At 40.3% G+C, this 14,028-nt stretch carries 14 protein-coding genes; 6 read left to right on the top strand and 8 right to left on the bottom strand.

Going from position 1 to position 14,028, the window contains the following annotated elements; genetic code table 11:
* The first annotated feature begins 22 nt into the window (after positions 1-22).
* Positions 23-961, top strand: coding sequence for an exonuclease domain-containing protein (locus EIH20_RS06680; RefSeq protein WP_164470893.1), 939 nt, complete (start codon positions 23-25; stop codon positions 959-961).
* Between the two features lie 48 nt (positions 962-1,009).
* On the opposite strand, the gene EIH20_RS06685 is transcribed toward EIH20_RS06680, so the two are convergent.
* Positions 1,010-1,618 (bottom strand): HutD/Ves family protein, encoded by a 609-nt coding sequence (locus EIH20_RS06685; protein ID WP_124058997.1) that lies wholly within the window; start codon positions 1,616-1,618, stop codon positions 1,010-1,012.
* Between the two features lie 412 nt (positions 1,619-2,030).
* Here EIH20_RS06685 and EIH20_RS06690 point away from each other — a divergent pair, with 412 nt between their 5' ends.
* From EIH20_RS06690 to EIH20_RS06705, 4 genes are read left to right on the top strand one after another with little or no spacing between them, the layout of a single operon-like run.
* Positions 2,031-2,768 (top strand): amino acid ABC transporter ATP-binding protein, encoded by a 738-nt coding sequence (locus EIH20_RS06690; protein ID WP_164470894.1) that lies wholly within the window; start codon positions 2,031-2,033, stop codon positions 2,766-2,768.
* An 11-nt stretch (positions 2,769-2,779) separates the two neighbouring features.
* Positions 2,780-3,592 (top strand): transporter substrate-binding domain-containing protein, encoded by an 813-nt coding sequence (locus EIH20_RS06695; protein WP_124059001.1) that lies wholly within the window; start codon positions 2,780-2,782, stop codon positions 3,590-3,592.
* A gap of 1 nt (position 3,593) precedes the next feature.
* Positions 3,594-4,238: an amino acid ABC transporter permease gene (locus EIH20_RS06700; RefSeq protein WP_124059003.1), complete on the top strand. Its 645-nt coding sequence runs from the start codon at positions 3,594-3,596 to the stop codon at positions 4,236-4,238.
* 15 nt (positions 4,239-4,253) lie between these two features.
* The gene (locus tag EIH20_RS06705; protein ID WP_124059005.1) at positions 4,254-4,907 is read left to right on the top strand and encodes an amino acid ABC transporter permease; all 654 of its coding nucleotides are present in this window, start codon (positions 4,254-4,256) and stop codon (positions 4,905-4,907) included.
* A gap of 79 nt (positions 4,908-4,986) precedes the next feature.
* Here EIH20_RS06705 and EIH20_RS06710 read toward each other — a convergent pair whose 3' ends face one another.
* The 3 genes from EIH20_RS06710 to rlmN form a co-directional block, all read right to left on the bottom strand.
* Complete coding sequence (locus tag EIH20_RS06710) at positions 4,987-5,298, bottom strand: thioredoxin family protein (RefSeq protein WP_124059007.1); 312 nt, start codon at positions 5,296-5,298, stop codon at positions 4,987-4,989.
* 30 nt (positions 5,299-5,328) lie between these two features.
* A complete protein-coding gene (locus EIH20_RS06715; protein ID WP_124059009.1) occupies positions 5,329-6,525 on the bottom strand; it encodes a M20 metallopeptidase family protein in 1,197 nt (398 codons plus the stop codon).
* 156 nt (positions 6,526-6,681) lie between these two features.
* On the bottom strand, positions 6,682-7,767 hold the full coding sequence (gene rlmN / locus EIH20_RS06720) for a dual-specificity RNA methyltransferase RlmN (RefSeq protein WP_124059011.1): 1,086 nt from the start codon (positions 7,765-7,767) through the stop codon (positions 6,682-6,684).
* 236 nt (positions 7,768-8,003) lie between these two features.
* Here rlmN and brnQ point away from each other — a divergent pair, with 236 nt between their 5' ends.
* Positions 8,004-9,320: a branched-chain amino acid transport system II carrier protein gene (gene brnQ, locus EIH20_RS06725; protein ID WP_124059013.1), complete on the top strand. Its 1,317-nt coding sequence runs from the start codon at positions 8,004-8,006 to the stop codon at positions 9,318-9,320.
* A 103-nt stretch (positions 9,321-9,423) separates the two neighbouring features.
* Here the strand turns inward: brnQ and EIH20_RS06730 are convergent, their stop codons facing one another.
* From EIH20_RS06730 to EIH20_RS06745, 4 genes are all read right to left on the bottom strand, one after another.
* The gene (locus tag EIH20_RS06730; protein WP_124059097.1) at positions 9,424-10,716 is read right to left on the bottom strand and encodes a nucleobase:cation symporter-2 family protein; all 1,293 of its coding nucleotides are present in this window, start codon (positions 10,714-10,716) and stop codon (positions 9,424-9,426) included.
* Between the two features lie 241 nt (positions 10,717-10,957).
* Entirely contained in the window at positions 10,958-11,818 is an 861-nt protein-coding gene (locus EIH20_RS06735) for a CPBP family intramembrane glutamic endopeptidase (RefSeq protein WP_124059015.1), read from the bottom strand.
* 109 nt (positions 11,819-11,927) lie between these two features.
* Positions 11,928-12,614 (bottom strand): phosphoribosylaminoimidazolesuccinocarboxamide synthase, encoded by a 687-nt coding sequence (locus EIH20_RS06740; protein WP_124059017.1) that lies wholly within the window; start codon positions 12,612-12,614, stop codon positions 11,928-11,930.
* A 222-nt stretch (positions 12,615-12,836) separates the two neighbouring features.
* A complete protein-coding gene (locus EIH20_RS06745) occupies positions 12,837-13,934 on the bottom strand; it encodes an LPXTG cell wall anchor domain-containing protein (protein ID WP_124059019.1) in 1,098 nt (365 codons plus the stop codon).
* Positions 13,935-14,028: the final 94 nt, after the last annotated feature.

Here is a 14,028-nt window from a genome sequence, read left to right on the forward strand (position 1 = left end):
CATTATGAAAGGGGCAAAAACAATGTCAAGCTTCATAGCATTAGATGTAGAGACAGCTAATCAAAACACAGCTAGTATTTGCTCAATCGGTCTGGTCAAGTTCACGCACGGACAAATTGTTGATCAGTATTATCAACTAATCAATCCCCAAGAAAATTTTTCTTGGCATAATATGCAAATTCATCATATTACCCCGGATGATGTCCATCAACAACCTACTTGGCCCCAAATCCATGAGGATGTCTTATCTTTTATTGCCGATTACCCTATTGTCGCCCATAATGCCCCTTTCGATATGGCGGCTCTTAGTGGCGTCATGAGCAAATATCAACTTCCAATCCCGCCTCTTTCATATTTATGTACGGTTGCTCTTACCAAACAAGTCATAAAGGACGTCCCAAATCATCGATTAAATACCTTAGCCAATTACTACCAACTTCCGTTAGATCACCATAACGCTCTTAGTGATGCCTTAATTTGTGGTCAAATACTCAACGCTTTACTAAAGAATTACGAACTCCAAGAACCAAGTGAATTGGCCTCTTTATTAGGATATCCTCGTTTAGGCTGCTTAGGCCAACACGGTTTTAATAAGCGCGCTAGTCGATCTCCCAAACAGACCAGCCCCTCTTATAAACTCACTCCGCTAGACCAACTGAATCTAGACCCTAATCATCCCTTCTACCAACAGAATCTTGTCATTACCGGTTCTTTTAAGTGTGCGCATCGACAACAATTACTGACCTATTTAATTAAATCAGGGGCCATTATCCAAAATCAACCTACCCAGCATACCCACTATCTCCTTTGCGGCCAACAGAATATAAAACGGAATCCAAAAGGGGTATCTACCAAGACTAAAAAAGCCTTAGAACTTATTGTAGCTAAGACCCCCATTCATATTTTAAACGAAACAGACCTTCTAAAAGTTATTGAAAACTACCCCATACCGCGAGACTAAATAAATAGAACCTACTTAAGGAAACTTAAGTAGGTTCTATTTTTTAGTTTAATCATTTAAATACACACAGACTTCTATGGTAACTACTTGGTTCTCTTGGCCTTGTAAGCTTAAGAGATAGGTATCTTCTAGATCCGTTACATATAAGGACTGTCCTTTTTCAAGGTGAAGAGTTTCCCCTTGACTATCTTGATCCCATTCTGGCATCAAATTAAGTTCTACATCTTGAAGGGCATAAAAGATATAAGTTTCTCCAGCAAATAAAGAGCGCTCTTCTCCTCCCTCTAAAGCATTCATTGTTCCAGAATAATGAGGTTTATATATGAGATTAAAATCAGTGCATTTACCCACGCTGTGAGTTAAATCGCCGCCTTCAAAATAATCTGTTTCAAAGGTCGCAAGCTCAACCACTTCTGCTTGGTCATTTTGACTCGTATGCGTGAGGGTCATTTGACCTTCAAGTGGCATGATAATCCGCTTAAAACCTTCTAGAGGTGAAAATTCCGATTCAGGCAAGTCAACAGTTGCCGTTGAAATACGAAAATTAAAATCACGTTCTTGGTAATTTCCTTGTGGCGGATCTAACAAGATTTCCGTCGTCGTTCCACCACTCCATGTCGACATTCGATAATCATCGTTCGTTAAAATTTTATACATGATTAAACCTCTCCTTCTTTGCCAAACCCATCCAACCTGAAAGCCTTACCATAAATTAGTATAGCATCTCCTTGCATATTCATAAAGCAGAGACCCCAAAAATAATAAACAAAATAGGTCCAAATCAAATTTTTCCGAAAAAATCTTGTGCAAATCAAGGCAAACGCTTACAAACGCAAGTCCTTGTTCAGTATTCACAAATAAAACTCTGGTCAAATATGTTCATGAAAGCGTTTTAACGTTCCGGTTTTCTTGCTCATTTTCGCAACTTACAGACAAGTTTGTTATAATTCTAACTTTATATAAATATAGCCTTGACATTATATATGCATTTATATTACAGTATTCACTGTAGTTTCTCATTAAAAACTAATTTATTGCTCTGGTTTTAACAATCTAAAAGAAAGTAGGAATGAATATGATCGAATTCAAAGACTTCAACAAATACTATGGTGACTACCATGCCTTACGTGATATTAATCTTACCATTAACGAAGGTGAAGTCGTTACTATCCTAGGTCCATCTGGATCAGGTAAATCAACTCTCATTCGTTGTATTAATGGACTAGAGCAATTTGATTCAGGTCGTTTGACCGTATTGGGTCAAGAAATCGGTGCTCCTGAAACAGACATCCGCACCATCCGTCAACAAGTCGGGATGGTATTCCAACATTTTGAGCTCTATCCTCACATGACTGTATTAGAAAATATCACTTTAGCTCCGATGAAGGTCCTTGGTTTAAGCAAGGAAGAAGCCGTGGCACGTGCAGAAAAATTCCTCACTAAAGTTAATATGTGGGATAAAAAAGATCACTATCCACGCCAAATTTCTGGTGGGCAAAAACAACGGGTAGCCATCGCACGCGGCTTAGCCATGAATCCTAAAGCCTTGCTATTTGATGAACCAACCTCTGCTTTAGACCCTGAGACAATCGGAGATGTACTCGACGTTATGAAAAAACTGGCTCAAGAGCATAACATGACGATGATTGTCGTGACTCATGAAATGGGCTTTGCTCGCGAAGTATCCGATCGCACCATCTTTATGAAAGATGGATCTATCCTTGAAGATCGTCCAAGTCAGAATTTCTTTGCTCATCCAGAACACGAAGCAACTATCCACTTCTTAAACAAAGTCATTTCACATTAAGGAGGGCTCTTATGAAACAGAAACGCTTTTTAATCCCCTTATTAATGATTTGCTTCTTTTGCTTATCAGCTTGTAGCAATAAAGCTAGCCAACAAGATATTCTCAGTCGGATTCAAAAACAAGATCAACATGTCATTACCTGGGGCGTCAAAGCCGATACCAACCTATTTGGCATCTATAATATCGAAGCCGCTGAATTGCAAGGATTTGATATTGACATCGCTAAAGCCTTAACGGCTGAAATGACGCAAGGTAAGGGCAAAGCCGTCTTCACCGAAGTCACAGGTAAAACCCGGGTTCCTCTATTAAAGAATGGGAATATCGATGTGATTATTGCCACCATGACTATTACCCCTGAACGACAAAAAATCGTTGATTTCTCAAGTTCTTATTTTGATGCAGGGCAATCACTCCTCGTTCCCAATAACTCTCCTATCCAGAGTGTTAAAGACTTGACCAGCAAAGATAAAGTACTTGTTGTTAAAGGGACGACAGCCGCTAAACATATTAAAGAATTAGCTCCTCAAACTGGCATCTTAGAATTAGATACCTACAACGAAGCCTTTACTGCCTTAGCTTCCGGTCAAGGACAAGCTATGTCAACTGACAATTCCATTCTTTTAGGTCTAATGAAACAAAATAAAGGATATAAACTCGTTGGAGGCAACTTTACTGAAGATCCTTATGGCATCGCTGTGAATAAGGGGCAAAAACCTTTACTCAACGAAATCAATCGTGCCTTAGAAACTCTTCACCAAAATGGTACCTACGATAAACTCTACCTTAAATGGTTCGGAACTTTACCCCCAAAGGAGGCCAAATAATATGTCTGCACTCTTAAACCAATATGGTCCTCAGTTAGTTGAGGGCTTCCTTCACACTTTATTAGCGAGTTGCATCGCTTTAATCGGTTCGTGCCTCCTAGGTGGTTTGATGGGGGTACTCCAAGTTTCACCCTCAGGTCTTACCCGTCGTCTAGCAACTTGCTACGTTGAATTCTTCCGTAATATTCCCCTTTTGGTCATCGTCATGTTCTTTTATATCGTGATCCCGATGTATGTCTTCCCAATTGATGGCTTTGCAGCAGGGGTTATTGGCTTAACTCTCTATACATCTTCCTTCATTGCTGATAATGTTCGTGCTGGTATCCAATCAATTAGTGTCGGTCAGCATGAAGCTGGCTTAAGCCAAGGTTTTACTCGTCAACAAACCATGCGCTATATTATTTTACCTCAAGCCGTTCGCATCATTATCCCTGCTCTAGGCAATCAATTTATTAACTTAGTCAAAAACTCATCGACTCTAGCCATGGTGGCCGGTCTTGACTTGATGTACTACGGCGATTTAATCTCCCAAGAAACCTTCAACACCTTTGAAACCTATATATTAATTGGCCTATTCTACTTATGCATCACCGTTCCATTAACCTTCTTAATGAAGCATTTGGAACGCCGCTTAGCCCTATCTTAAAAGGAGGAATGACATATGAATTTTACCGATGCCTATCAATGGATTAATCTACGCTTTCTTCTTAAGGGCTTGATAGTAACTTTGGAAGTAGCTGCTTTAACCATTACCTTTAGTATTCTTCTTGGTAACTTATTGGGGATTCTTCGTTATTTGAAAATTCCTGGTTTTTCACAGCTATTAGGCTTAGTCATTGATACCATTCGCAACCTTCCCCTCTTGTTAATCATTTTCTTCACATATTTTGCCTTGCCTCGTTTGGGAGTTCACTTCAATCCCTTCTGGTCCACTATTGTGGCCATGACGGTCTTTGAATCCTGTATGGTATCTGAGATCATCCGCGGCGGCTTGCAAGCCATTCCTCTTGGACAAACCGAAGCCGGTCTAGCCTCTGCCTTCACGCCAAATGAAACCTTACGCTACATCTTACTCCCTCAAGCGGTTCGCCAGACTTTGCCTTCAGTTGTCAGCCAACTGATTGCTTTAATCAAAGATACTTCCTTAGCAACCGTCATCACTTTACCTGAATTAATGCACAGTGCTCAAATTGTCTATGGACAAAATAATAATTATGTTATCCCTATGTTTATGCTCTTGGCCTTGTATTATTTCATCATTTGTTACTCCCTCTCCCTCTTCGCTCGCTATCTTCAAAAAAGATATCGCTACTAGAAAGAGAAGATAAAACAGATCCCCCTAATCTAGACATCGAGTTCTTACTCCTAGTCTAAATTAGGGGGTTTTTAGTTACTTATTGCGCGACTTGGGTCAACAATCGTTCTATTCGCATTAAATCAATAAAACGAGCTTGGCGATGAATCTCCCTGTCATACTGAAAGATTAAGACGACTGGAACGGTCAATACTTCTAAATAAGACGCGACTTGCGGCAAATTATTAGCTTTAATCTGAAAAGCTGGAATTTCCTTATCAGCCAAGATAGCCGATAACGGACCTTCTATGGCATGACAAACGCCACAGGAATCTTGCGTCACTAGAATGACAAAAAGCGATTGGGTCCGTTTAGCTTCCTCGATGAGAGCTAAATCGTCAATTACTTGCATGGGTTCTATCTCCCTTTTGATTCAACAAAACTAGGCTAAATAATCCAAAGCCAAGCTGACAAAAGTCGCTGCCCCTAAGGCAAAATAACTTTCATCCACATCAAATTTCGGATGATGATGACCATGAAAAGCCCCTTCAATCATTCCCGGATTAGTCAAAAAGAAATACGCACCTGGAACCTCTTTTAAATAAAAAGCAAAGTCTTCGCCACCCATTAAGGCTTCCTGACATGCAAATAAGCGGTCAGGGCCAAATTGCCGGCTTAAAGCCGCCACGGACTCCTCGACTACTTGAGCATCATTGAGGACAGCCGGATATTTATAATCATAGGTCACTCGACACGTAACCCCCATTGCCTGGCTAATCCCTTGCGCTATTTGGTCTATTTTCTGATGAATAAAGCGCCGCAATTCATCATCAAAGGTTCTCACCGTTCCTTCTAATTCAACGCAATCCGGAATAATATTTTGGTTATAGCCACCCTCAACACGAGTAATCGAGATAACATGAGCTTGACTCGCCTTAATATTTCGACTTTTGATGGTTTGTAGAGCGGTGATTAATTGTCCAGCCGCCACGATAGGATCGTGGGCCTGTTCTGGGTAGGCTCCATGCCAGCCTTTACCTACTATCTCGATTAGAAAACGATCCATAGAGGCCATTAAGGCTCCAGCTTTATAGGCGATGGTCCCACTGGGTGCGTTGGGATCCAACTGCCCTTCGTGGATGCCAACAATCCGGGTCACTCGCGGATTGTCCAAAGCTCCCTCTTCAATCATAGGCCGAGCGCCACCAGGATATTCCTCACCCGGCTGAAAAATCAATTTAATGGTCCCGGAGAATAGATGACGGTTAGCTTGCAGTATTTTCGCTGCTCCAAGTAAAATAGCCGTATGTCCATCATGACCGCAAGCATGCATATTTTGGTTTAAAGAACTAAAAACCAAACCTGTCGCTTCCTGAATCGGTAGTCCATCCATATCAGCTCGCATAGCTAATACACGTTGGCTAGTTTCAGACTTAGGGCCTTGGCCGTCAATCAAAGCAACAATGCCATTACCCTCCACATAAGACGAATCATAGTCAATACCTAATTCTTCTAGAACGTGACAGACATAAGCCACGGTTTGTGGCAATTCGTTGCCTAACTCTGGTATCTGGTGTAGATCACGTCGCCATTGAATCATATCCGTCAAAACAGCTTGACTAGCTAACTTTATATCCATAAAAGTTCTCCTCTTTTCATCACGATACCGCTTACAAATGCGTTTCTTCCTTGTTTGCACCTAAATTCTAGCGATGATATTCTTGCTAGTCAAGTAGCCTTCCTTAGCATCAAAAAAGCCCAAGCTAAGGATCATTTAGCTTGGACCCAATTAAGATTATTTTTCTGACGCTTCAGCGCGTTTGCGACGTTGTTTACGTAAATATTGACTCCGCAATTGACCACAAGCCGCTTCAATGTCCGTACCGTGCTCTTTTCGCACAACACAATTGATCTTATTTTGCATTAAAATATCAAAGAATTTAGCAATATTTTCAGGCTTGCTTCGTTCATAAGGATTCTCTACAACTGGATTATAAGGAATTAAATTAACATAAGCTAGCTTGCGCATCGGTTTTAATAAATCAGCCAATTCTTGAGCATGCTCAGGCTTATCATTGACCCCATCAATTAAAATGTGTTCGAAAGTTACCCGCCGATTGGTTAAACTTGTATACTCATAAATGGCTTCAAACAGTTCATCCATCGGATATTTATTATTAATCCGCATCATAGATGAGCGGACTTCATTATTGGAAGCATGAAGCGAAACCGCTAAGTTCACTTGAATACCTTCGCGAGCAAATTCTTTAATTTTTGGTGCTAAACCTGAAGTAGAAACGGTGATATGACGAGCCCCAATAGCCAAACCTTTATCATCATTCACGACCCGTAAGAAAGTCATCACATTATCATAATTATCAAACGGCTCACCAATACCCATTACCACAATATGGGAAACTTTGGTTCCAGGTTCTTCCCGATCCAAATACTTCTGAATAAACATAATTTGAGCCACAATTTCACCTGCTGATAGGTCTCGTTGCTTAGGAATTAAGCCACTGGCACAGAATTTGCAACCGATATTGCAACCGATTTGGGTCGTAACACAGACACTGGTTCCATAGGAATGGTACATAAGAACCGTCTCAATCATCGTTTGATCACTTAATTGGAATAAGAACTTAGTAGTCTTATCTTCCGCTTTTTGCACGATTTTAATTTCTAAGGGACTGAAACTAAAGTGTTCGTTCAAGCGATCAATTAGGCTTTGAGGCAGATTATTCATTTCAGCGAATGTATCCACCCGTTGATCATAAAGCCATTTCCAAATTTGATCGGCACGGAACCGTTTTTCACCGACTGAAAGAAGCCATTCGGTTAAATTATCACGTGTTAATCCATAAATTGATTCTTGGGTCATTATTAAATTCCTTTCTCAATAACACTACTGAGTTTCTCTGAACTCAATCATTCTAGATGCTAAACGATCATACCATAAGTTTGGCAAAATTTGGACCTTATTTAAGGCAAAATTTGCCTTTATTTAAGAAAAGTCTTTTTCCGGCATAAAGAAAGCGTTTTAATTATTTTTAATCATTTACTAATTTAATGAAATATTTTATAATAAATCGCATAATTAACTCGGGGGAATGCCATATGAAAACCAAACAGCTCTTTATTGTCGGCTTTATGCTATTTGCCATGTTCTTCGGGGCGGGGAATTTAATTTTTCCCACAGCCTTAGGTTTTAATGCAGGACAGCACTTTATCCCGGCAATTTGCGGTTTTATTCTCACCGGCGTCGGCTTACCACTAATTGGCATGATCGTGGGTTCCATTTCCCAAGGGGGATATCGTCAAGCTATCTATAAAATTCACCCTGTTTTTTCATTCCTCTTCCTTTCGGCTATCTATTTAACCATTGGTCCCTTCTTTGCCATACCTCGGACTGCTACTACGGCCTACGAAATTGGTCTGGTTCCTTTTCTCGACCATCCATCCGGCTTCAGTTTGTTGGTCTACACTGGCTTCTTCTTCTTGGTGACTTTTCTGATCGCCGTTAAACCGAATCAGCTTTCAAACGCTATCGGCAAATTTCTTACCCCAGCTTTGTTACTGACTATTTTAGCCTTGATTATTCAAGCCATCCACTTATATCATAATCATCCTGCTCAAGAAATTGTCAATAAAGAATGGCTCCAACATCCATTAGCCAGTGGCTTTACCGAGGGCTATTTAACTATGGATACCCTGGCTGCCATTGCTTTTTCAATTGTCGTCTTAAATTCCATACAGGCTTTAGGCATTGAGAATCGGCGTGACTTAATGCTAGGCACGATCAAATCTTCCTTCATCGCAGCGGCCTTACTAGTCCTAATCTATGCTGCACTAGGCTGGGCAGGCAATCACGTCGATTTAGCTGGTGCCCAAGCTGGCAAGCAAAATCTGGGTACTTTTCTCTTAATTTTTATTTCCCATCAAGGCTTTGGTAAATTAGGCATCGCTTTATTAGGTACCATCGTTTTTCTAGCTTGTTTGACGACTTCAACTGGTTTAATTGCTGCCGTGTCTGAATATTTTCATTCACTCTTTCCACGTCTCTCTTATGAAGCCTATGCTGTCATCTTCACCCTACTTTCACTTGTTCTTGCTAACCAAGGACTTGATCAAGTGATTAAAACCAGTGTACCGATTCTTTCCATCCTTTATCCCATTTCAATTTCCGTCATTGTTTTAATCATTGTAGCCAGCCTTTGGCCAACTTCTCGTTTAAGTCTCCAAGTTCCTTTAGCTTTGGTCAGCTTACTCAGCCTTTTTACCGTCCTACAGCGGTTTTCCATTATCGACTTTGCCTGGCTAAAACAGCTGCCTTTGTATGAAAGCCAATTAGAATGGCTTCCTGTATTAGTCATCGGCTATATAGTTGGCTATGGCCTTGGTTACAACCAAGAAGTCATTTCCTTCAATGACTAATAGATATGACCCCGAATATAAGCAAAAGAATGCCTAGATCTCACTCAATGTCTACCCTAGTATGGGGGGCAAATTGAATGAAATCTAGGCTATTTTTTATTTTTTACTTACGGCGCTCCACTAATAATACATTCAGAATGAGGGCCGCCAAAGTTCCAGTTGAAATACCTGAAGAAAGGATCATCTGTAAGGCTGTTGGTAAACCTTTCAAGACTTCCGGCCGCACCGTCACGCCAATACCTAAGGCAAAAGCCACAGAAATAATTAAGAGTTCACGATCACCTAAGTGAACTTGAGAAAGAGTCTTAAGTCCTTGAGCCGCAACAAGACCAAACATAATAACACCCACACCACCTAATACTGGTTGAGGCATCACCGCAATCAAGGCACTTAACTTAGGGAAAACGCCTAATAAAGTTAATAAGATACCAGCCAAGATCATAACTTTACGACTCGCTACTTTCGTTAAAGTAATCAGGCCAACGTTTTGTGAGAAAGCTGTATTTGGACCCCCACCAAATAATCCAGAAATCATTGAGCCGACCCCATCGCATAGGACACCGGCAGCCGCCCGTTCACTTGAAATTTTCTCATGCGAAGCTTCACCAATGGCCATCATAATTCCCACTGTCCCAATAGTGGAAACAACATATGCCGGTACAAAAGCTAAGGTCGAAGCCAAATCGAATTTCAAACCATAATGTAAAACGTTGGGAATAGCAATCCAAGGAGCATTAGCGACGGATGCTAAGTCTACCATGCCCAAAGGAATACACACTAAGTAACCGAAGATCATCCCGATAAAGACGGAAGCCGTCGAGAACATGCCCTTACCAAAATGACTTAAAGCTAAGGTAAAGGCCATAATAATGAAGGCAACGGTTAAGTTCTTAGTTGAACCATAATCAGGTGCGCCGAATCCGCCGGCAGCCCAATCGATTGAAACAGGTAATAGCGTAATTCCGATTAGCGAAACAACTGTTCCCGTAATAAGAGGTGGGAAAAAACGCATTAAAGGTTTAATAAAACGACTTAAGATGATTTCGGCAAAAGATGCCGTAATGGTAGCCGTCACGATACCGGCAACCCCAAACTTAGCCCCTACGCTAATGGAAGGATTCACAAAAGTAAAGTCGGTTCCCATCATCCCTGAAACACGTGATCCAATCGGACCTAATCCCTTCGATTGCAAGACGGTGGTAATACCCGAAGCAAAAATAGTTGCCGAAACCATCATCGAAGTTTGCTCTACACTTAGGCCTAAAGCTGAACAAACGACAAGCGGAACAGCTACAATTCCCGCAAAGGCCGCTAGGATATGTTGGAAAGCTAAAATAAAAGATATTCCTAAAGGTGGTTGATCTTCAATCCCATATATTAATGTATCTTGGCCCATTGTTGGGTTTTCTGCCTTAATTTCTGTCAAAATAGTCACTCCTTCTTCTTTTCTAGATAAATTGTATCGTGATTCCCCTCACAATTCAATAAATTTCGAACGAACTAAGGATAGTTTTTAGTGAATGTTCGTGTTTTTGTTTTTATCTAAATTGGACACCAAGTAACTAATTTTTCATAAAAAAACCTACTTTGGGCCACCACATAGTGACCCCAAAGTAGGTTTAATTTAATTGCATTTATCAATGATGAGTCTTTAACCAACCTGGCTGTTTCTGTTCAGCACGCCAATAGACAATTCCAATCATCGCCGCTAGAACCAATGTCGTCGTCACACTAGCTTCTAAACCGAATTGACTACCGCTTACCCAGTCGTGGCCGGCAATAGCTTGGCTTTGAAAGACTGACGCTTTAGTGGTTAAACCTGAGACCTGAACACCTAACAGATTACCTTGAGTAAAATTCCACATGGAATGAAGACCCCCTACATACCAAAGGGAACGTGAAAAATGTTTAATCATACCCATTAAAATTCCAAATAATAAAATATTTAAGATAGCCACCCACATCACACCTGGATTCATGGCATGCATAATGGCAAATAAGGATGCCGAAAGAACAATGGACCAGATAGGACTTAAAAATTGGCCTAATTGGCCCAACACATATCCGCGAATTAAGACTTCTTCACTCATACCTTGAATCAAAAAGGCAAAGAAAAACAAGATAATCAGCCAAACCCGACTAAATTGGACATGCAATTGAGTCGTCATACCACCAAGACCTAGAGCCAAGAGCCAAACGACAAGCATCAGGCAAAAACCCATTAGCAAACCATGGCCATATTTACTAATCATATTCTGGGGTTCAAATGCAATTAAACCAGGTTGACGTTTGCGATAAAAGAAATAAAGAACCAAAATCAACACACCCGTAGCCAGTAAAGAACAGAGCGTATATGTATCCGATTGTAAGGCTGCCATATTTCCATTATTAATTGTCATAAAAATCACTGTAATAGGAATCATTGCCAACATTGTTGTCACAAAATACCAACCAATTGCTTTTAATAAAATTAACAGCGTTTGCGAAACTTTTTTCATTAAACCCCTCCTCAATACCTCAATTGTAATCCTTTACGGACATAAACACAAAGCTAAGCTCGACCTTCGTGCAAAAAAAAATCCCCACAGACTTGTGGGGAAAAGTAAATTATTCACCTAATACCTTAGCAGTTAAGGCAAATGGATCTAAGTATTGGCCATTTTCGTAAGCCCGCATATTGCCGCCTGAAATCTCGTCAATTAGAAGAATTTCTTGAGTGCCTGCTTGGCGACCAAACTCAAGTTTAATATCGTACAATTCAATACCTTGTTTAGCTAATTCGTCCTTGATAATTTGACAGATATCTTTGGTCATTTGTTTGATTGTTTCATATTCTTCCGCAGTTAAAATATCTAATTCGACTAATGCATCTTTAGTAATCGGTGGATCTTGGCGACCATCATCTTTCAATGTTACTTCAACAAAGGAGTCTAAGACTTGGCCCTCTTGACAATACGCACCATAACGACGTAAGAATGACCCTACTGCCCGATAGCGGCAAACAACTTCAAGACCCTTACCAAAAATCGTCGCTTTTTTCACATCCATGGTACAAGCGTCCAAATCTGCTCCTACAAAGTGGGTTTTTACCCCTTTTTCTTCTAAAATAGCAAAGAAATGTTGAGTCAAAGCTAAACCTTTACGGCCTGATCCTTCAACGGTTAAGCCAATTTGATTTTCACCTGGATCAAACACCCCATCTTTACCCGTCATATCATCTTTAAATAATAAACGAACATGGTCTTGATCTAATTCAAAAACATCCTTGGTCTTTCCTTGATAAAGTTTTTTCATAATTGTCCCTCCAAAAATACGAACATTAAAATAAAAATAATAAACAAAGTTCTTTACAAGACCAATATTACTCCTAAATCACCCAAACCGTCAATTAAATGTTCGAAAAATAGCATAAGGATTCATTATAGTTACTTGAGGCTAAACTTATACCTTTAACAAACGAAAACCCCTATCAACTAAACAAAATAGCTAGGCTCACAAGCCTAGCTAAGATTGAAATTATTTTTTACGATTTTTGGCCACAATAAAGCCACCGATTATTAAGAGAACAGCAGCGATACCAATAACAGGTAGCGCCTTTTCTCCTGTATTAGGCAAGAATGATTTATTCTTTTTAGCCACTTCAGTCGTCGTCGCGGTCGTTACAGCTTGGGTGCTTGCTTCCGTAGTCGATTGACTGGTCGTCGTTTCAACCACAAAAGTTGTCGTTGAGCTTGGATCCACGGCTGCCACCATCAAGCTTGCTTCACCCGTTTGACTATCAGCTAACGAAACAGCTACAGGTTGATTATAAACTTCTTTAGCTTGAGGGTTTTCTTTAGCTACATCAGGGTACAACTTAACCATAGAATCTTGGAAACCCATGCCATCCGCACTTTTAGGCTGTGTGGTTAAGAAATCAATCAAGACTTTCTTCATACCATCTTGCGGTAGCTTAGCTAAGGTAGCTTCTGTATAACCAAAGCTGTTGACAAAAAGATCATGAACTTGCGTTAGCATAGCCTCGTTAACCACTTCTTCAGCATGACTTGGTGAATACGGTGTCGACATATAACCCCGATAAGAAGCTTTTTCGTAACTTACACCATCTTGCAATTGAGAAGCTAAGGCCTTAGTATCATTTGCACAATGGAAATAAGCCCATAATACAGCCTCATCCGTAACGCCTGTCACTAAGTTCTTGGATAAGCCTTGTTCTTCAACTAAGGCTGTCTTAACTTGTAAGGCTAATGGAGAAAAAACATCTGGATTCTCTGTCATAGCTAGATGCAATACCGCTTTAAAGTCCATCCCTTTTTGATCCAAGTAGGTTTGCCATTTTTCCTGAGGAATGAGATTCCATTGTTCTGGAGTCATCGGACTTTCATCAATTAATTTTTGATAAAGTTGATCCAAGGTCATACTGACTTCAGTCACCTCAGTTGTCGAACTTTCATCCATTGACATGCCTGATTCAATTGAATCAGCTTCACTTTGGCTAGCGCTGCTTTCTACTTGAACTTGATCAACTGTAGTATCTTCTTGAGCCCATACCGGCACCTGGCCCAACAGCCACAATGAAGCCAAGCTAGTTAAAATGAGTTTATATGATTTCATATATACATCTCCAATTCTTAATCTTCTATCCTATAGCATAATGCTTTTATAGTTCCAATAGCAAGTTTATTCAAAAGAATTCATATTTTATTCA

The sequence above is a fragment of the Vaginisenegalia massiliensis genome, from assembly GCF_900604935.1.
GTDB classification, from domain to species: Bacteria; Bacillota; Bacilli; order Lactobacillales; family Aerococcaceae; genus Vaginisenegalia; species Vaginisenegalia massiliensis.

Coding starts and splice junctions, on each gene's coding strand:
- EIH20_RS06695 (WP_124059001.1), top strand. CDS start 2,780: ATGAAACAGAAACGCTTTTTAATCCCCTTATTAATGATTTGCTTCTTT.
- EIH20_RS06735 (WP_124059015.1), bottom strand. CDS start 11,818: ATGAAAAAAGTTTCGCAAACGCTGTTAATTTTATTAAAAGCAATTGGT.
- EIH20_RS06710 (WP_124059007.1), bottom strand. CDS start 5,298: ATGCAAGTAATTGACGATTTAGCTCTCATCGAGGAAGCTAAACGGACC.
- EIH20_RS06680 (WP_164470893.1), top strand. CDS start 23: ATGTCAAGCTTCATAGCATTAGATGTAGAGACAGCTAATCAAAACACA.
- brnQ (WP_124059013.1), top strand. CDS start 8,004: ATGAAAACCAAACAGCTCTTTATTGTCGGCTTTATGCTATTTGCCATG.
- EIH20_RS06705 (WP_124059005.1), top strand. CDS start 4,254: ATGAATTTTACCGATGCCTATCAATGGATTAATCTACGCTTTCTTCTT.
- EIH20_RS06690 (WP_164470894.1), top strand. CDS start 2,031: ATGAATATGATCGAATTCAAAGACTTCAACAAATACTATGGTGACTAC.
- EIH20_RS06740 (WP_124059017.1), bottom strand. CDS start 12,614: ATGAAAAAACTTTATCAAGGAAAGACCAAGGATGTTTTTGAATTAGAT.
- EIH20_RS06715 (WP_124059009.1), bottom strand. CDS start 6,525: ATGGATATAAAGTTAGCTAGTCAAGCTGTTTTGACGGATATGATTCAA.
- EIH20_RS06745 (WP_124059019.1), bottom strand. CDS start 13,934: ATGAAATCATATAAACTCATTTTAACTAGCTTGGCTTCATTGTGGCTG.
- EIH20_RS06730 (WP_124059097.1), bottom strand. CDS start 10,716: ATGGGCCAAGATACATTAATATATGGGATTGAAGATCAACCACCTTTA.
- EIH20_RS06685 (WP_124058997.1), bottom strand. CDS start 1,618: ATGTATAAAATTTTAACGAACGATGATTATCGAATGTCGACATGGAGT.
- EIH20_RS06700 (WP_124059003.1), top strand. CDS start 3,594: ATGTCTGCACTCTTAAACCAATATGGTCCTCAGTTAGTTGAGGGCTTC.
- rlmN (WP_124059011.1), bottom strand. CDS start 7,767: ATGACCCAAGAATCAATTTATGGATTAACACGTGATAATTTAACCGAA.